The following is a 16,786-nucleotide window of genomic DNA, read 5'->3' as shown; positions in this document are numbered from 1 at the left end:
ATTTGTCCCATTAAAAAAATGATTAGAATAAATCCGGAATTAGCTACCTATGTGAAAAAGCTATATGATGCTGGCAAACATGATATAAGTGAAGAAGAATTTGGCCCCAAGCATAGAATAATAGAACAAGACAGAAGGTACAACAAAGTCTATTTTATTACGGAAGGAATCAGTAAGTGCTATATTTCTGATGAAAATGGAAAGGAATTTATTCAGGAATTCTTGGGTGAGGGAATGGAATTTGGGGAATTAGAAGTATTCAGTAAAAAATACACCATATGTTCTGTAGAGGCCATAACACAACTGAAGGTTCTTTCCATTTCCCATACTCGTTTTAATGCATTGTTAGAAACGGACAATCACTTTAATAGATTGGTCATGAAAGCTCTTGCGGATAAGATTAGATATAAAGCCCCAAGACATTCGTACCAGCATTCCTACCCTATTGAAGACAATATCATAAGATTAAAAAAGATTTTCCCAGAGTTTACAGAGGTAATCTCCAAAAAGGATATTTCAAATTATATAGGAGTCACCACGAGAAGTTTGAATCGGGCATTAAAAGAACTAAAAGAAAAAACCAATCAACCTTAAGCCAGTCCTTCAAACCATTTTTTAAAATCAGCTACCTTTTCTCTACTAATAATAACTTCTTTATCCAGTTTTGAGCTTAAGACAAGTTTTAACCTTCGGTTGGCATAAACAGTAACATCTGTAATGGCGTTGATGTTAACGATAAAGGTTCTATTCACACGAAAAAAAAGTTTTGGGTCCAACAACTTTTCCAATGCTTCTAATTTATATTCAATGATGTACTTTTTTCCTTTCTCAGTAATTAGATAGGCATCCCTCCCTTCTGCAAAAAAGGCATTTATTGAATTACTCTGTACCGAATTAATGTGATTACCCATTCTAACCAAAAACCTGTCCTTATACTTTTTTTCTTGTAGCTTTTGAATTACCGGAGCCAACTCCAAGGGATTTGAGAACTGTTCTTTAAATGATTTTAGTTTCTGCAAAGCCCTTGAAAGATCAGTGAACATAATTGGTTTTAATAAATAATCAATACTGTTCACCTTGAATGCGTCTATGGCAAACTCATCAAAGGCAGTAGTGAAGATTACTGGCTTTTGTACTGGTATTTTGGAAAAAATCTCGAAACTGAGGCCATCTGTCAATTGCACGTCCATAAAAAACAAATCAACTTTAGATTGATGCGCCGTAATCCACGGGATAGCTAGTTCTAAAGAAGGCAATATGCTGAGGACCTCAACCTTCTCGCTATATTTTAGAAGATAGCGCTCTAATTTTTCTGATGCTAAAGGTTCATCTTCAATGATTACAATCTTCATTCTAGGTTCAATTTAGGAAGATATACGGTTTTAAAAACGTCGTCATGAATTACTTTGACAGATTCGGAAGCATAATATCCATAATCTCTTTGAATATATTTTAAACTATTGATAGTTAATAATTTATCTATTCTTTCTTCATGTTTATATTGAATATTTAACTCACTCCCAAATTCTAAAATATCAATGCTTATTTTCTTTGTTTCTGATGGAATCGTAGTACGCATCACCCTTTCAGCAATACGCAATAAGCTTCCAGGCACCACTAAAGTCTCACTTGTTGTTACTTTTCCCAATTGCATTTTTCTATATGGCAGTTCTGAAAATAGTTGAAGTAATTCTTCCAAAGTTTTTAGTTCTTCTGATATAGGAACCAGCTCGTCTTTCTTTTTGGACAATAAATACCTGTAGACCATCGCAAAACGATCCGTAATCTGTTCCGCTCTATCAGGGTCTTCTTTCATAACCACCAAAATTGCTTCCAGGCTTTCAAAAAGCAATTCTGGGTTTATCCCTCGCTTAAAATCTGTAAAGTCTTCCTCAACTTCCTGCCTTGCCCATTCTTCTTTTTCCAATTTTTCTGTGTTGACCATATACAGAAACTGATGACTCACATATAACAAGACATAAATCAAAGCAATCACAGAGAAAATGCTATTAAAAATCATTAACTCATTGCTGTTTGGGGTGTAGTACAGCACCTTGATAAAATAAAGATACATGGCCAAGGAAACCAAAACTATATTGATGATAATTGTACTTATGATCTGCAGGATGGTTTTGACCAAAAATGAAGATGGCCTTTTAAGTCGTTTGAAGATTATAATTGAAATACGCGCATATTCCTGAATTAAATAAGCAAGGCCAATACACACATAAAGTTCCTGGCCAAAAAAATTAGCACCTAGTTCATCAATTGTGTTATTGATGAGCAAAATAAGAAGGTACACTAAAGTGCCACTGAACAAAGGGCTCAACAGTCTAAAAAGCGGTTTATGAATAAACAGTTTTTTCATGTTAGCATGGGCAGTTTTACGGTAAATTTTTCCTCATCAACTATTTTCACCTGTTTATCCGCCAGCAATTCATACCGGGAAACAATATTTTTGAGACCTATTTTTAAAGATTTTGTTTCTGGGCGTTTTGCCGTTTTATTATTGGATACTTCCAAAAAGCCATTGCTTGGTTTTATTTGAACTTTTAATTGATTTTTATTGTTGATGATATTATGCTTCACAGCATTCTCCACCAACATCTGAAGTGTTAATGGTGGAATTCTACTTTTAAGTTCCTTATCCGTCAATTGTAGGTCCAAAGAAAGGTAATCTCCAAAACGTGTTTGTGCCAAAAAACAATAAGAGTTTACAAATGCTAATTCATCTTCTACAGTAACCAATACTTCTTTATACGCCTTTAAGGTATATTGATAAGACTTTGCCAAGGACCTTATAAAAATATCAGCTTTTTTTATATCCTTTTGGAATAAAGAAGATAATGTATTAAGGCTGTTAAAAAGAAAATGGGGACTTAGCTGAGATTTTAATGCCTTTAGTTGAAGTTCGGTTTGTTTACGCTTGTACTGTACCTCCATTACTTGCCCCATAGTATATTGTCGGTATGAATAGAAGACCAGATAAATAATGTTGTATATAAGAACGGTACAAAAAAGGAGTATCCCTATTTTCAACAATACCTTATTTCCTTCCTCAGAAAAAAAGGAGTACTCATGGTAGAGCATTTCATAACCTTTTAATCCAAGAAAAATAATGCCCAACCCAAGTGTTAAATGCATTACTATACCAACTAAAAGCCTTAGTCCAGTCTGTTGCTTCCAACGGATGGTTTTGTTCAAAAAAAGATTACAGAAATGGAAAACATAACTAATGGCTATACCAAGAACGCCATTGAGCACTAATTCCCAAAAACTTGGTTCTCCGCTAAAATTGTGAAAGCTGTAGAATAGGGCTCCAACAATAAAGCCTAAAATGATAAGGAACAGATTTCTTCCCATGGTCGGTCGGTCTGCGAAAAAATTAATAATCCTGTCCATAACACCAAAATACTCATTATTATGCTAAAGCTGTTGGAGTATTTTAGCGATCAGAATTCTAATTGGTTATTGAATGGCGTTTATGGCTTTTCTGTAATGTGAGTCAGATGAAATACTATTGCAAACTGACCCGTAGGTTTCTTTAACTGTAGATCCCTTTTGCGAAACCATTCTAGAAAATGCAATTAATGAATCCGCTTTATGATAATCTGAACTAATATCTTTAATGGTCCATAAAATTTTGGTGAGCTGCGTATCTGAATATGTTTTTCTGGCCATCTGTTTGTAAATGCTTGCCTTGTGACTATCAGAACCCATATGTTCCAAAATATCCAATAACACTTCTATACTGTCATCTGAAAGCTCCTTACGAACGGCTGACTTTAGCACATTGGCTTTATGACTATCAGAATCCATATGTCCCACCTGTTTTAATACATGTGATAGCGAGGATGGGCTAAGTTCTTTTCCAAGCAATTTTGAAAGCACATTTCCTTTATGATGATCTGAACTCATGTCGTCCAAAGAACTTAACAAAGTATGAAAACTACTATCCGATAAATTATCAGAGTTTAACGCCGCCTGTAATACCTGAGATTTATGATGATCTGAATTTATCCTGTCCGCAGTGCTTATAAGCAGTTTCATATTTGCAGCATTCAAAGATGAATTTCTTAACACCGTTAGCAGAACACTTGATTTATGATAGTCAGAGTCTATGTCTTTTGCAATTGTAAATAGAGAATTCATCTGATTTGCCTTTAGCGAACCGTCTTTTATAGATCTTTTTAGAACCTCGGCTTTATGGTGGTCAGAGTCTATTTGGGAGGTGGCCTCAATATATGCAGAAGTACTGGCATCGGTTGCCAAGAACTTAGACGTATTCTCTTTTAGGATATCTGCTTTGTGGTGATCTGAATCAATATCATCACCAACAACATTTAGAATGGATATTAAATCGGTGCTTTTAAGGTCTTTTTGCAATAATAGTTTTATGTACCTTGCTTTTACATGGTTAGTGCCAATAAAGTCAACTTCTTTAAGCACACCATATGCTCCTCCCTGTTTGTAAATGCGGTTAACACGTTGCTCAGATCCTAATGTGGAAGTACGAACTACTTCCAAAAGGATTTCCGCCATCCATTTTCTTCCTTCAGAATCAAAATTTCTTTCGGAACCTCCTACATAATACTTTTTGGTTAGCTGCCCCGAACTGTTAGATTCTATAAAGACCTTCCTGCGATTGCCAAAAGCAGATTTCTTTATTTCCATATAGCCCTCATCAGAAATGGCGACCACATCGGTGTCATCATCGGAAAGTGTAATGTCTCCCTTAAATTCTACTTCGAAATTATTGCCAAAACCATTCTTTATGGAAATTGATGTTTTTCCATTGTCACTAATGTTTATTGAAGTACTCTTGCGCTGAGCATTAATAGAACTTCCGTTTAGGAGGAAAAAGAAAAGAATAATCTTCAAGACTAGGGTAGCAAGGATTTTTGATAGTTGATTCATGATTGTTCGCTTTTTGATTGATGATTGATTGAACTGATTGTTTTTTGATTGATGAAGCAAAGATGTGCATCAATCCTCAACTGCAAAAATGAAATGTAGCCAATTGGACGGTTTATGTATTGAATTGTACAATGAGGAACAGAAAGGTGTTTTAAACTATCTTTTAAACCTTTCAAAAATGGCCAAAGTCTTTTTGGCATTAATGAAGTAGACTCCGGTAAGCAAAACTACAGCTGCTATCATGGATTGTACCGTTATTTCTTCATTTAGGAAATACCACCCTAAAATGAGTGCAACGATGGGGTTTACATAGGTAGAGGTTGCCACTTTCTCTGGAGAAACCGATTTTAATAAGTAATTGAAAGAAGTAAATGCCAGAATACTACCAAAAATGACCAGCAATATCATTACAACCTGCACCTTTCCACTCCAAACCAATGGTGAGGTCCATTCTTCATTGAACCCAACACTCATCAATGCCAAAATAATACCACCAGTAAACATTTGATAACCTGTGTTAACAAAGTAGTTTGTTGGCAGGTCGGCTTTGGCAACAAAAAGACTGCCATAGCCCCAACTCAACATGCAGAAAAATATCATGACCATTCCCAAGACCGAGCCTTCCTTTGTTATAACCTGTTTTTGACTTACTAAAAGATATATACCAATGATTCCAAAAATGACACCAACAACAGACATTGGTTGTATTTTTTTTCCTTGTAAAACTCTCATCAACAATAAAATAATAAGTGGCTGTGCAGATATTTCCAAGGCAGCAAAACCAGTATCTACATAGCGCAACGCCCATACTACCACCCCATTCCCAAAACTTAAAAAAAGGAACCCGGCAATTATAGTATTCCACAATTGCTTTCTAGTAATTAATACTTGAATTCCCATCATCTTCGCAATAATGAAAATTAAGATCCCCGCAGTGGTAAAACGAAATGAAGCCAACATAAATGGCGGTAGCTCCAATACAGCAATCTTATTAAGCAAATAGGTAGAGCCCCATATTACGTAAATCGCAAAAAAGGCAAGAATGACAAGCGTAGAGTTTGAGGACTTTCCCATTCTAAAAAATTGGTTATTCGCCCTACAATAATACGGATGTTTATAGGAGTAAAAAACATATTCTAAATGAAGTTATGCAAAGTAATAAGCAGCTATTAAAACGGCATCTATCTAATAGGGTTTTAGGAATACTGATCAGTATCCAAAATGTAAGCGGCCATGTCTTGCTCCAGTTGCTTAAATCGTTCTAAATGAAGCTGAATATCTTTTTGCAGGCTCTTCGCCATTCCCCGTTTTTGTTTTAAAAGCTCCATAATTTGCTTTTGTTGACCGCTAAAAACCTTAAAATTATGTCTAAGATCATATAGCTTTTCAAAGCAGGAAGAATTATTGGGCTCGCAAGTGTAAGAGCTAAGTTTTTTGGAAAGTCTTTGAATGATGTTGTTATTTCGCTCCATACGAATCAATAGCTCTTGGATTTGACCCGTACTTTTTTCAGTTACATCATTCATGTTATTTTGTTTAAGTATTGATTGTCTTAAAACCTTCCATTAAATTACTAATTATCTTACATTGTTGTACAAAATTAACTTCATTTTTTAATATTTAACATTCAGTTAAACCTGTGTTGTTAATTCTAAAAAATTGACTCTTAAATATTTGCAAATATTCAAAACTGACATAATAGAAAGAAGCATTCACCTTAATTAGATATTTTTGGTATACTAAAACTTTAAACAAAAATTCATAATTCTGTAAGCAGTTCCTTTCTTTAATGACCAAATCTTTATTTTAGATTAAAAATTTGCCATGAGAGTCTTTTCGTTTTGTTTGTTTTTAGTAATTGGCCTGTCCGTAAATCTAGTTAATGGGCAAAAAACCAAAATCAAGAGTGCCCAAATATCTTTTGAATTTGTTTCCAAGAAGGTAAAAGGAACTATTTCGGGTTTTAAATCAGAATCTTCAATAGATGTTGGTAATTTGGAGAATTCAATTTTTAAGGGTTCCGTTTCTTCCGAAACTTTAGATACCAATAGCGGATTAAGAAACTGGTCTTTAAAAAGTGGAAAGTATTTTGATGCTGATGACTATCCTAAAATCTCTTTTAAAAGCAATAAGGTTAAACTGGAAGGTGAAAAGCTAGTCGTTAATGGTGAGCTTACCATCAAGGAAACCTTAAAACCGATTACGATAACCTTTACCAGAAAAGAAAATCAACTTATCGGAACCACTTCCTTATATTCCATTGATTACGGAATCAAAATCAAGAAAAAAAGAGAAGACAATCTGGTGAAGATTAAAATGGTCTTTGATATAAACAGTTAGTTTGTTGTGTTTTTAGGAAAAGTTCCACGTTGGATAATCCTATTTCTTGAACAACAAATTATGAATCTTACCTACACCCCAATTCCCCAAAGGAAAGTACAGAGCAAAAAACAGTGCCATACCCAGGCTAAAGTTGCGTATGTTGAATAGTTGGTCCAAAATATTGTTCGGATATGCATACGAAGTTTGTAAAGCATATCCTCCAAACTCCAACAATCCCATGGCAATTAATCCATAGGCATATTGCATATGAAAAGGTAGGCCTCTTAGCACCAAGGAAATTGGAACCATATATAAGATATAGCACGTAATCACCTGCCACCAAAAAGTAAACTCGGCTATTTCCATCTGCGCTCCAAACCAATTCATCCCAAGCCCCCAAAGAAAGTAGACAGTACAATAGATAACCAATAATCGCTTATCAACATTCACTTTTTCTAAAACAAAACTCCAGAATTCTTTCATTTAGCATTTATTTTATGATCTATTATTTGGAGTGCGTCCTTAACCGTTTGCATGCCATCCATGTCTTCGTTTTCCAGCATGATATCGAAAGCGTCTTCAACATCCAAAACAATATCCACTAGATTGGCAGAGTTAATGTTCAATTCTTGAGTAAAATTACTTTCTAATTGTATCGCTTCCACAGAGACATCATCCGGCAAATAGGTTTGCACAATTTCCTTTAATTTCTGATATCTTTCTTCTTGCATTTTTTATTTTAAGGGTTCGTTTCTAGCTATAGGCTTTAAAAATAATACAGGCATTTACATCTCCAAAACCAAAACTAGCTTTTGCGATAATTTTTGGCTCAACATCTGTTGTTGTAAGAGGGATTTTGGAAGTATCTACTAATTTCTCTATTTCTGGATGTACATCTTCACAATTGATATTTCCAAAAATCTGTTTTTCCTTAAATTGAAGCAAGGTGCCCACGCATTCAATGCTTCCCGCAGCAGCTAAACAATGCCCAAAATGTCCTTTAAAGGAATTGACATAAGGAAAATCTATTCCAGATCGGCCCAGTGCTTGACTCCAATTCTTAAGTTCATCAGGATCTTTTGCCGTGGCGGTAAGGTGACCATTGACCGCATCAATATCTCCTGGTTCTATTCCTGAATCTTTTATGGCATTTACGATACAGCGTTGAACTGCCTCGTTGTTTGGTGCTGTCATACTACCATTCCCTCGCTGTCCTCCGCTATTTACCTCCCCTCCTATAATTTCCCCATAAATACTAGCTCCACGTTCTAGAGCGCTCTCTAAGGATTCTAGAACCAATGCCCCTGCTCCACTACCAGGGACAAATCCTGCGGCAGATGCACTCATAGGTCTGCTGGCAGCTTCTGGGTTATTGTTATAGTTCCTGGGCAGAATACGCATAGCATCAAATCCTCCCCATACATAAGGGCCACTGTCACTACAACTACCGACCAACATTCTCTTCGCTTTTTTGTTTTTGATGCGCTCATAGCCCATTAGCACAGCTTCCGTGCCGGTTGTGCAGGCTGATGAATTGGTCGTAACTTGATTTCCACAGCCCAACATACCCCCTAAATAAGCACTTATTCCACTTGCCATTGTTTGAATCACTGAGGTGCTACCCAATCGCCTTACATTACCCTCATCAACTTGGTAAATTGCCTCTCTGAACTTATCTACTCCAAGAATTCCCGTACCAAATATGATTCCGCTGTCCCAATCGGGGTTTTCCGAACTTACTGTTGATAAACCAGCATCTTTCCATGCATCCTTTCCTGCAATAACGCCATAAAAAATCCCGCTAGCGTTAAGCCCCTTCAATTGCACATTGCTGAAGTATTTATTTAAATGAATGTCGTCAATTAAAGGTTTTCCAGCTACTTGACATGAGAAACTTAATTTTTTCAGTTCTGGATAGAAACGTATTCCACTTTTTCCCTTTTTTAAGGATTGAGTGAACTTGGAAAGCCCCACTCCATTGGGTGCGCAAACTCCCATACCCGTCACCACTACCCTATTTTTCATCACTTGTCTGTTTGAACATTCCAGCTAAAATGCCTTTGCACACGACATCACTCTTATTATTGAGCATTTTCACCTTACATTTAAGCTTACCAAACCTGAAATAGATTTTTTCCGAGACAACTTTCACCTTCTCATCAGGGAGAACAGGTAGATAAAACTCCATTTCGGAGCTACTCATGGCAATCTCTAGTTTTTTATCTTCTCCTTCGCTAATCTCTTTTTGCAATAAATAAATTCCAAGGCACACCAGACCAATTTGAGCACAACACTCAGTTAAAATTACACCTGGCGTTACAGGTATATCTTTAAAATGTCCTTTGTAAAAATCAGATTCTCCTTTAAACAAATATGTCCCCTGTGCAGATTCATCGTCTACATGGGTTAACTCATCTACAAAAAGAAAAGGTTGTGTATATGGAAGTTTGTCGATTATTTCATGAAGTGTCATCATCTATTGCAAACTTTCCCCTCCATCTACTTTAATAACCGTTCCCGTAATCCACTTTGCTTCTTCCAATGTGAGCAAATAAGCTGCATTGGCAACATCTTCTGGAGTAGTAAGTCTATTATTTGGATTTCGTTTTATCGCTTCTTCTTTTAAAACAGCACTATTTGGTATCATTTGAAAGGACTTCGTATCCGTCACGCCAGCTTGAATGCAATTGGCCTTAATACCAATAGGTGCAAATTCCAAAGCTATATTTCTAGTGATTGCTTCCAAAGATGCCTTTGCTGCCGAAACCGCTGCATAACTTCTCCATGCTTTGGAATTGCCCTCGCTAGTAAAAGATAGTACCCTAGTGTCCTCAGAAAATAACTTCGCATTTACCAAATCCTTTACCCAGTCATAAAGGCTTATAGCCATGGCATCAATAGTCAGGTGAAAATCTTGATTACTTAAAATATTATTTTCATCAACCATGGGTTTTAAATTCCCTTTTGCAATACTATGAACAAGTACATGTATTTTTTCTGTGGCAATAAGTTTCTGAATTTCTTGAATCAATTCACTACGTCTTATTGGGTTTATCGCATCAGCATTGAAACTAAATAACCTATTATCATCTAAAGTAATTTCTTTAAAACAACTTTCAACCTGCTCTAAATCAGATTTTCTGTCTCTATGAATGACTATTACCTTAAATCCATGTTGCGATATTTTTTTTGCAGTGGCCAAACCAAGACCACTACTTCCTCCCAATATTAAAGCCCATTTAGACATGCCTTCCATTGTCAAAATAAATTACCATTCCAAAAGAATACGCTGCGCAGAAAATCCAGGACCAAAACTCAGCACCATTCCCTGATCTCCTTCAGCTATATCCTTATTTAAAAAACGTTCAAGTACATATAGTACGGTAACACTGCTCATATTTCCATAATCCCTTAGCACTTCTCTTGTATCGTCTATATTCTTACCCAATTTACCAAAAAGCTCCTCAACAGTTTGCACTATTTTCTTTCCGCCTGGATGAAAAATCAAATGATCAACTCCATCAATGCTTGAGTCAAATCGTTTTAAAAAAGGATGAACAATTTCCGGAAAGTGTTGTGCGATTACTTCGGGAACCGCCGGATCCAATATCATCTTCAACCCAGTATTGGTTAAATCAAAGCCCATTAAATGGGTGGCATTTTTAAAATGATACATTTCTTCCCCAATGATTTTAGGGCCTGCCGCTTCTTTTTCCGAAGACAACAGCACGCAGGCAGCTCCATCACCAAATATTGCAGCACTTACCATATTGGCCATGGAGAAATCATTAAGCTGAAAAGTGGCGGTAGGACTTTCAACAGCAATAACAGCTGCTCGCTTTCCAGGATTTGATCTAAGAAAATTAGCAGCATAGATTAAACCCGAAACACCCGCAGCACAACCCATTTCTGTCACTGGGAGTCTTATTATATCTTGTCTTAATCCTAGAGCATCCACGAGGTAAGCATCCAACGATGGAATCATAATACCAGTACAACTAACGGTAATGATATAGTCCAACGACTTTGCTTCCCATTCCGCTTGATTTAAAGCTTTCCGAAGTACCTGCTCTCCCAAAACCTTGACTTCACGGGTATATATATTGTTTTTTTGCTCAAAAGAAGTAGCAGTAAAGACTTCTTCAATATCCATGATGCCATAACGGCGATCCACCCCAGCCCCTTCAAATATCTTTACCACTTTTCTTCTAAAACGGTCATCTTGACCTGTAAGCCATAAATCTATGAAGGGAACAATGTCCGAAGTTTTTCTGCTATACTTTGGCAATTGTTTTGATACCCCAACTACATGTACTGGACCCATTAATTCTTATGTCGGTTAAATTTCAATACCCATACATACCTAAAAGCCCATTTCCATTGAATTGTATGTGTAACATTCGGTATTTTTTTTGATAATTTCATCAACTCATCCTTCCTGAAACCTTTGCTTATGGAAACAAGCCCATCGTATTTTGCAACCTTGGTCTTAATAAAGAAAAAACCAAATACTTGAAAGAGCACATAAGCAATCTTACTTCTTTGAAGATCGTTGATTACAACTCCAACTTTGGCCAAACTGACAAACTTGTTTAGAAAAGCATCTATGCGGTTCTCATCAAAATGATGCATGGTCAATGTATTGATCAAAATGTCGCAAGAAAGACTTGAATCAGCTTTTAGTATGTCTTCTTTCTTGAAGTTTATGTTAGGATAATCGTGAGATTTCTCCTCGGCAATTCGCAATACATCATCTCTTAGGTCTATCCCCACCATATTGTGCAACACCCCTTTTTTACTCAGATATTTGGATAGTTTTCTTAGCATGGTGCCATCTCCACAACCCATATCTAAAATCGTATACGATTTTTTTTCGCTCTCTTTCACCAATTCCCATACGGCATCTATGGTTATTGACTCACCCCCCAGTAATTTGTTACATTTATTAATGTCTGCATAGGCGGCTTCCAAAAGCTCAAACGCCATATTTGGATCATCCATGAGCTCCAACTCTTCACTACGCACAGAAAGGTCCATCAATGCAAAATTGGATTACCATGCGTATTACTAATAAGTTTACGAAGCAGTATTTTTGAGTTGGCCACGGTATGCATTCCCAAATTAAACCACTTGGTATGCAACATTAGGTCTTGTAAGCGACGACCCATCCAGAGTCTTTTGCCAAAATTCTTTTCCCAGAGCATTTGGTACTCTTTTTCCATATCTTTTCTTGTGAAGTTAGGTTTTTCCATAAACATAACCACTTGTTCCGCCGCTAATTTTGCACTATGTATGGCCATTGCCATGCCATTGCCGCAAAGTGGATGTATCAAACCCGCGGTATCCCCGCACATTAAAATATGATCATCCACCACCTTTTTCTTTTCAAACGATATTTGAGCAATGCTCAACGGTTTTTCAAATGTACCTTTAGAATTGGCCAAAAAATCTTTTAGTATTGGATTTTGTGACACCACTTTTTGATTAAACGCCTCTATACCCCCCTCCTTTTTAAAGCTTTCATACTTCACCAAACAGCAAAAGTTTACGTCTCCGGTCTCTGTTTGGGACAATCCTCCATATCCCCCAGGGAAGTTGTGAAGACCAACTAAATTTGATGGATGCCCATTGTTTTCGTAATGCGATTTTATTCCAAGCCAGGGGGATTTCTCTTGAATGAACCCCCTATTCAACTTAACATCTAGATTTGAACGTTTACCAAATGCACCCAAAACCACTTTACTATGTATTTTTTCTTTTGAGGAAAGTGTTACGGAGAATTCATCATTGGCAAACTGAACATCGACCACTGTATCAAAAAGGAAATTCACTCCTTTTTTTATTGCCAATTGATATAGTTTATGGTCAAAAACATACCTACTAATACCAAATCCTCCCAAAGGGAGATCAACTTCAATAAGTTTACCGTTCTGTGTACTAATTTGAAGAGTATCAATTTCTGGCAACCCTAGATTACACAATTCCAAACCAAGCTGCTCTAAATAAGGCTTAACCTCATTGGATACGTATTCTCCACATACTTTATGATTTGGATACTGGTTTTTTTCAATTACCAAGACTTGCTTTCCTTTTTGCTCCAAATGTAGTGCAGCTGTCAACCCGGCCAATCCACCACCAATGATAACAACTTTGGGACTATTCACCCCATGAAGATACTTCTTTAAAATAAAAATCCCGACCTGGTATGGTCGGGATTAAAAAAATACTTAATGTTTTGTGCTTTTAGTTTGTCTTCTGGTAAGCTTCCTGCTTTAGCTCCTCACTAGCAACAATAGCCAGCTCAACACGTCTGTTCTTAGCCTTACCTTCTGAAGTTTCATTGCTTTCACGTGGCTGGGTCTCTCCATACCATTTTGTAGTAAATCTAGCATTGGAAATACCTTTACCTACCAAATAGTTAGTTACGGATTCTGCTCTTTGCTGAGACAACTTCCAATTGTATTCTTCGCTACCTGCGCTATCTGTATGCCCTTCTACCAAAACATTGGAGCCAGGATATTCTTTAAAAATCCCCGCCAGTTTATCCAAGGTACTTGCTGAAGTTCCCTTAACATCAGATCTATTGGTATCAAAGTACACACCAGCGTCCTCATTAAAAATAACATTGATACCTTCACCTACACGGGTTACTTCTGCTCCAGGAATTTCTTCTTCAATACGTTCAGCCTGCCTATCCATTCTATTACCGATATATCCTCCAGCAGCACCACCAACAACGGCACCAATGATTGCTCCTAGGGCCGTGTTTCCATTTTTCCCAACATTGTTTCCGATTATTCCACCAATAACCGCACCACCAGCAGCTCCAATTGCAGCTCCTTTTTGTGTGTTGTTAGCATTTTTTACTGCATTACAGCTCACCATTAAACTCAATGCCAAAACAACGGCCGTATTTCTTATTACTATATTTTTCATCTGATTATTTTTTTGAGAATTGATATACTATGGTTACAAGTTCTCCGTCTACTGAAACATTGGATTTAAGTGTCATGGATTGTTCCGATATGTTGGCTATGTTTAAACGATAGCCTACCCCTCCTGAAACATCTTTTCGTTTTTCATCAATAAATTTGAATTGAAGCTGACTGCTATAATTTGCGGTTGGCTCGACAACAGACCATCTAAAGAAACGATCCCCTCCCTGACAGAGGCTACCTCCAGTTATTGTATACCTACCTGTACTGTTGTTGTCCCTAAAAAACCAATCACTTCCTTCAAAACAAATGTCATCTGCATCATTGAAGATTACAGATTTAAAATTACCGGTATTGTTCTCGTAAGAAATGTCGTTAAGTGTCCATGAGCCGCTAAAAAGGTTACGCTGGCTCCTTGCACTTTTAGAAACAGAACATGATGTCAGCAAAAATGCAGTAAACATCATAATAAAGAATGCGTGTTTTACCATAAGAATTGGAATTTAAATTTTAGTATATACGATTGAGACACCATATTTATCTTTTAGGGTTGTTAAAAAATTGTTAAACCGAATGATTTCAATATGCCAAAAGCTCGATCAGTGCTTTTTCAAACCTTGCTTTGGGCAAGTAGTTTTGCTCTAAACCTTTAGAAAATGGAACAGGTGTCTCCAAGCTTCCAACCCTTTTAACGGGTGCATCTAAAAATTCAAAACAATTTTCCATTACCAAAGAAGAAACATCACTTGCAATACCACCAAAAAGAGTGTCTTCTTGCAATACAATCAGTTTCCCTGTTTTTTTCACCGAAGTGTAAACAGTTTCAATATCGAGAGGTTGAAGTGTACGCAAATCTATAACATCCGCATTGATTTCCGGGTGTTTTTCCAAAATTTCCAATGCCCAATGTACTCCTGCGCCATATGTCACAACAGATATGGAATCACCTGTCCTAATCAAACTGGCTTTCCCAAATGGAATTGTGTAATAATCTGAAGGTACGTCTCCATAAACGCTTCTATAAAGACCCTTGTGCTCAAAGAACAATACTGGGTTCGGGTCATTTATAGCTGTATTGAGTAAGCCCTTTGCATCGTAAGGGAAAGCAGGATACACTACCTTAAGGCCAGGCGTCTTTGTAAACCAAGCTTCATTTGTCTGCGAATGGAATGGCCCAGCTCCAACGCCACCGCCACAAGGCATCCGCACCACAACATCTGCATTTTCACCCCATCGATAATGCACTTTGGCCAGGTAATTTACTATTGGGTTAAAACCTGAAGTAGCAAAGTCAGCAAATTGCATCTCCATTACAGCTTTCATGCCATTTATTGACAATCCCATTGCAGCAGAAACAATAGCTGATTCACAAATAGGCGTATTTCTCACCCTACTTTTGCCAAATTTCGATGTAAATCCTTCTGTTATTTTAAAAACCCCTCCATAATCTGCAATATCCTGACCCATGATAATCAGTTCATTGTAGCGTTCCATAGATTGTTCCAAGCCTTGGGAAATCGCATCAACAAGGCGAATGTTTTTTACATTTTCTTTAGGTTCAACATGCTCATATTTAAAATCTTGATATACTTCACTTAATTCTTTAGTTTCAATTACATCAACTGCAGGTTCATCAAATGCAAGTTTTAAATTTGAATTGATTTCTTCTGTGATTTCATCTTTAAGTCTCCCTATTTCTTCCTCTTTTATAATTCCTTCTTCCAATAGAAACGCCTCATAATTAGCAATAGGGTCTTTCTTTTCCCATTTCTTCATCAGCTTTTCCGGAACGTATTTAGTGCCACTAGCTTCTTCGTGCCCACGCATTCTAAAGGTCTTAAACTCCAGTAAAACAGGTCTTGGCCTTTTTCTAATCGCCTTACACAACTCATCTACTTTTGAGTATACTTCCAAGATATTGTTACCATCAATAATTCTGGATTCTATTCCATATCCTTTGGCCCTATCTGCAAGGTTTTCACAATTGTATTGCTCATTTGTAGGCGTAGAAAGGCCATAGCCATTGTTTTCAATACAAAATAAAACTGGAAGATTCCATACAGAGGCAACATTCAATGCTTCATGGAAATCACCTTCACTAGTTGCGCCTTCTCCTGTAAAAACCGCTGTCACTCTTTTCTTTCTCCGCAGCATATCCGCTAAGGCAATCCCGTCAGCAACCCCTAATTGGGGACCCAAATGAGATATCATCCCAACAATTTTATACTCCTGGGTTCCAAAATGAAAGCTCCGATCTCTTCCTTGGGTAAAGCCACTTTGTTTTCCCTGCCATTGTCCAAAAAGCCGATGTAATGGAATATTTCTAGAGGTAAAAACACCCAAATTACGGTGCATGGGCAAAATATACTCTTCAGTATTCAAGGCTTGGGTTACCCCTACCGATATTGCTTCTTGACCAATCCCGCTAAACCATTTGGAAATTTTGCCTTGCCTCAAAAGAATAAGCATCTTCTCTTCTATCATTCTGGGCTTTAGCATTCCCTTGTATAAGTTCAGTAATTTCTGTTGGTCCAAACTACCAATATGATATCTCATAAAGTAAAAAATTCAATGGGGTTAAAAGTAATGAAAAAGCTATCTATGATCTTCCA

General features: G+C 36.9%; 19 protein-coding genes. 2 read left to right on the top strand and 17 right to left on the bottom strand.

The genetic code is table 11. The features are described from left to right. Positions 1 to 18: 18 nt before the first annotated feature. Entirely contained in the window at positions 19 to 594 is a 576-nt protein-coding gene (locus tag LV704_RS17725) for a Crp/Fnr family transcriptional regulator (RefSeq protein WP_163422375.1), read from the top strand. Here LV704_RS17725 and LV704_RS17720 read toward each other — a convergent pair. The 6 genes from LV704_RS17720 to LV704_RS17695 all read right to left on the bottom strand — a co-directional run bounded on the left by LV704_RS17720 (position 591) and on the right by LV704_RS17695 (position 6,443). Beyond that, positions 591 to 1,352: a LytTR family DNA-binding domain-containing protein gene (locus tag LV704_RS17720; protein WP_163422377.1), complete on the bottom strand. Its 762-nt coding sequence runs from the start codon at positions 1,350 to 1,352 to the stop codon at positions 591 to 593. The genes LV704_RS17725 and LV704_RS17720 overlap by 4 nt on opposite strands. Then, positions 1,349 to 2,368, bottom strand: a complete 1,020-nt coding sequence (locus tag LV704_RS17715; protein ID WP_163422379.1) for a histidine kinase — start codon at positions 2,366 to 2,368, stop codon at positions 1,349 to 1,351. The genes LV704_RS17720 and LV704_RS17715 overlap by 4 nt, the downstream gene beginning before the upstream one ends. Continuing rightward, positions 2,365 to 3,363, bottom strand: coding sequence for a sensor histidine kinase (locus LV704_RS17710; RefSeq protein ID WP_163422381.1), 999 nt, complete (start codon positions 3,361 to 3,363; stop codon positions 2,365 to 2,367). Before LV704_RS17710 ends, LV704_RS17715 begins: the two co-directional genes overlap by 4 nt. A 105-nt stretch (positions 3,364 to 3,468) precedes the next feature. Continuing rightward, positions 3,469 to 4,917 carry a hypothetical protein gene (locus LV704_RS17705; RefSeq protein ID WP_163422382.1) on the bottom strand — a complete coding sequence of 483 codons (1,449 nt, stop codon included), beginning with the start codon at positions 4,915 to 4,917 and terminating at the stop codon, positions 3,469 to 3,471. A gap of 156 nt (positions 4,918 to 5,073) precedes the next feature. Continuing rightward, positions 5,074 to 5,991: an EamA family transporter gene (locus tag LV704_RS17700; protein WP_163422383.1), complete on the bottom strand. Its 918-nt coding sequence runs from the start codon at positions 5,989 to 5,991 to the stop codon at positions 5,074 to 5,076. 122 nt (positions 5,992 to 6,113) lie between these two features. Beyond that, positions 6,114 to 6,443: a hypothetical protein gene (locus LV704_RS17695; RefSeq protein WP_163422384.1), complete on the bottom strand. Its 330-nt coding sequence runs from the start codon at positions 6,441 to 6,443 to the stop codon at positions 6,114 to 6,116. Between the two features lie 298 nt (positions 6,444 to 6,741). Here LV704_RS17695 and LV704_RS17690 point away from each other — a divergent pair, with 298 nt between their 5' ends. Continuing rightward, the gene (locus tag LV704_RS17690) at positions 6,742 to 7,257 is read left to right on the top strand and encodes a YceI family protein (protein ID WP_163422385.1); all 516 of its coding nucleotides are present in this window, start codon (positions 6,742 to 6,744) and stop codon (positions 7,255 to 7,257) included. Between the two features lie 39 nt (positions 7,258 to 7,296). On the opposite strand, the gene LV704_RS17685 is transcribed toward LV704_RS17690, so the two are convergent. From LV704_RS17685 to LV704_RS17635, 11 genes are all read right to left on the bottom strand, one after another. Further along, positions 7,297 to 7,722, bottom strand: coding sequence for a hypothetical protein (locus tag LV704_RS17685; protein ID WP_163422386.1), 426 nt, complete (start codon positions 7,720 to 7,722; stop codon positions 7,297 to 7,299). Continuing rightward, the gene (locus LV704_RS17680) at positions 7,719 to 7,970 is read right to left on the bottom strand and encodes an acyl carrier protein (protein WP_163422387.1); all 252 of its coding nucleotides are present in this window, start codon (positions 7,968 to 7,970) and stop codon (positions 7,719 to 7,721) included. The genes LV704_RS17685 and LV704_RS17680 overlap by 4 nt, the downstream gene beginning before the upstream one ends. A 22-nt stretch (positions 7,971 to 7,992) precedes the next feature. Continuing rightward, positions 7,993 to 9,264 (bottom strand): beta-ketoacyl synthase, encoded by a 1,272-nt coding sequence (locus LV704_RS17675; protein WP_163422389.1) that lies wholly within the window; start codon positions 9,262 to 9,264, stop codon positions 7,993 to 7,995. Continuing rightward, positions 9,254 to 9,712 (bottom strand): 3-hydroxyacyl-ACP dehydratase FabZ family protein, encoded by a 459-nt coding sequence (locus LV704_RS17670; protein WP_163422906.1) that lies wholly within the window; start codon positions 9,710 to 9,712, stop codon positions 9,254 to 9,256. The genes LV704_RS17675 and LV704_RS17670 overlap by 11 nt, the downstream gene beginning before the upstream one ends. A 3-nt stretch (positions 9,713 to 9,715) precedes the next feature. Next, positions 9,716 to 10,486: an SDR family oxidoreductase gene (locus tag LV704_RS17665; protein ID WP_163422391.1), complete on the bottom strand. Its 771-nt coding sequence runs from the start codon at positions 10,484 to 10,486 to the stop codon at positions 9,716 to 9,718. Positions 10,487 to 10,507: 21 nt separating this feature from the next. Next, positions 10,508 to 11,563 carry a type III polyketide synthase gene (locus tag LV704_RS17660; protein WP_163422392.1) on the bottom strand — a complete coding sequence of 352 codons (1,056 nt, stop codon included), beginning with the start codon at positions 11,561 to 11,563 and terminating at the stop codon, positions 10,508 to 10,510. Beyond that, entirely contained in the window at positions 11,563 to 12,276 is a 714-nt protein-coding gene (locus LV704_RS17655) for a methyltransferase domain-containing protein (protein ID WP_163422394.1), read from the bottom strand. Before LV704_RS17655 ends, LV704_RS17660 begins: the two co-directional genes overlap by 1 nt. Continuing rightward, positions 12,276 to 13,427, bottom strand: coding sequence for an NAD(P)/FAD-dependent oxidoreductase (locus tag LV704_RS17650; RefSeq protein WP_163422907.1), 1,152 nt, complete (start codon positions 13,425 to 13,427; stop codon positions 12,276 to 12,278). The genes LV704_RS17655 and LV704_RS17650 overlap by 1 nt, the downstream gene beginning before the upstream one ends. Positions 13,428 to 13,482: 55 nt before the next feature. Beyond that, positions 13,483 to 14,175 (bottom strand): OmpA family protein, encoded by a 693-nt coding sequence (locus LV704_RS17645; RefSeq protein ID WP_163422395.1) that lies wholly within the window; start codon positions 14,173 to 14,175, stop codon positions 13,483 to 13,485. A gap of 4 nt (positions 14,176 to 14,179) precedes the next feature. Beyond that, on the bottom strand, positions 14,180 to 14,665 hold the full coding sequence (locus LV704_RS17640; RefSeq protein ID WP_163422396.1) for a lipocalin family protein: 486 nt from the start codon (positions 14,663 to 14,665) through the stop codon (positions 14,180 to 14,182). A gap of 88 nt (positions 14,666 to 14,753) precedes the next feature. Next, positions 14,754 to 16,730 (bottom strand): thiamine pyrophosphate-dependent enzyme, encoded by a 1,977-nt coding sequence (locus LV704_RS17635; RefSeq protein WP_163422397.1) that lies wholly within the window; start codon positions 16,728 to 16,730, stop codon positions 14,754 to 14,756. Between the last annotated feature and the right edge of the window lie 56 nt (positions 16,731 to 16,786).

Origin of the sequence: Flagellimonas sp. CMM7, from assembly GCF_021390195.1 — a bacterium.
Lineage (GTDB): Bacteria > Bacteroidota > Bacteroidia > Flavobacteriales > Flavobacteriaceae > Flagellimonas.
This window is presented reverse-complemented; position numbering and strand designations above follow the sequence as displayed.

What these genes read in the sequence shown, in the direction of transcription:
- LV704_RS17725 (WP_163422375.1), top strand. Translation starts at nt 19, where the DNA reads ATGATTAGAATAAATCCGGAATTAGCTACCTATGTGAAAAAGCTATAT.
- LV704_RS17720 (WP_163422377.1), bottom strand. Translation starts at nt 1,352, where the DNA reads ATGAAGATTGTAATCATTGAAGATGAACCTTTAGCATCAGAAAAATTA.
- LV704_RS17715 (WP_163422379.1), bottom strand. Translation starts at nt 2,368, where the DNA reads ATGAAAAAACTGTTTATTCATAAACCGCTTTTTAGACTGTTGAGCCCT.
- LV704_RS17710 (WP_163422381.1), bottom strand. Translation starts at nt 3,363, where the DNA reads ATGGGAAGAAATCTGTTCCTTATCATTTTAGGCTTTATTGTTGGAGCC.
- LV704_RS17705 (WP_163422382.1), bottom strand. Translation starts at nt 4,917, where the DNA reads ATGAATCAACTATCAAAAATCCTTGCTACCCTAGTCTTGAAGATTATT.
- LV704_RS17700 (WP_163422383.1), bottom strand. Translation starts at nt 5,991, where the DNA reads ATGGGAAAGTCCTCAAACTCTACGCTTGTCATTCTTGCCTTTTTTGCG.
- LV704_RS17695 (WP_163422384.1), bottom strand. Translation starts at nt 6,443, where the DNA reads ATGAATGATGTAACTGAAAAAAGTACGGGTCAAATCCAAGAGCTATTG.
- LV704_RS17690 (WP_163422385.1), top strand. Translation starts at nt 6,742, where the DNA reads ATGAGAGTCTTTTCGTTTTGTTTGTTTTTAGTAATTGGCCTGTCCGTA.
- LV704_RS17685 (WP_163422386.1), bottom strand. Translation starts at nt 7,722, where the DNA reads ATGAAAGAATTCTGGAGTTTTGTTTTAGAAAAAGTGAATGTTGATAAG.
- LV704_RS17680 (WP_163422387.1), bottom strand. Translation starts at nt 7,970, where the DNA reads ATGCAAGAAGAAAGATATCAGAAATTAAAGGAAATTGTGCAAACCTAT.
- LV704_RS17675 (WP_163422389.1), bottom strand. Translation starts at nt 9,264, where the DNA reads ATGAAAAATAGGGTAGTGGTGACGGGTATGGGAGTTTGCGCACCCAAT.
- LV704_RS17670 (WP_163422906.1), bottom strand. Translation starts at nt 9,712, where the DNA reads ATGACACTTCATGAAATAATCGACAAACTTCCATATACACAACCTTTT.
- LV704_RS17665 (WP_163422391.1), bottom strand. Translation starts at nt 10,486, where the DNA reads ATGTCTAAATGGGCTTTAATATTGGGAGGAAGTAGTGGTCTTGGTTTG.
- LV704_RS17660 (WP_163422392.1), bottom strand. Translation starts at nt 11,563, where the DNA reads ATGGGTCCAGTACATGTAGTTGGGGTATCAAAACAATTGCCAAAGTAT.
- LV704_RS17655 (WP_163422394.1), bottom strand. Translation starts at nt 12,276, where the DNA reads ATGGACCTTTCTGTGCGTAGTGAAGAGTTGGAGCTCATGGATGATCCA.
- LV704_RS17645 (WP_163422395.1), bottom strand. Translation starts at nt 14,175, where the DNA reads ATGAAAAATATAGTAATAAGAAATACGGCCGTTGTTTTGGCATTGAGT.
- LV704_RS17640 (WP_163422396.1), bottom strand. Translation starts at nt 14,665, where the DNA reads ATGGTAAAACACGCATTCTTTATTATGATGTTTACTGCATTTTTGCTG.
- LV704_RS17635 (WP_163422397.1), bottom strand. Translation starts at nt 16,730, where the DNA reads ATGAGATATCATATTGGTAGTTTGGACCAACAGAAATTACTGAACTTA.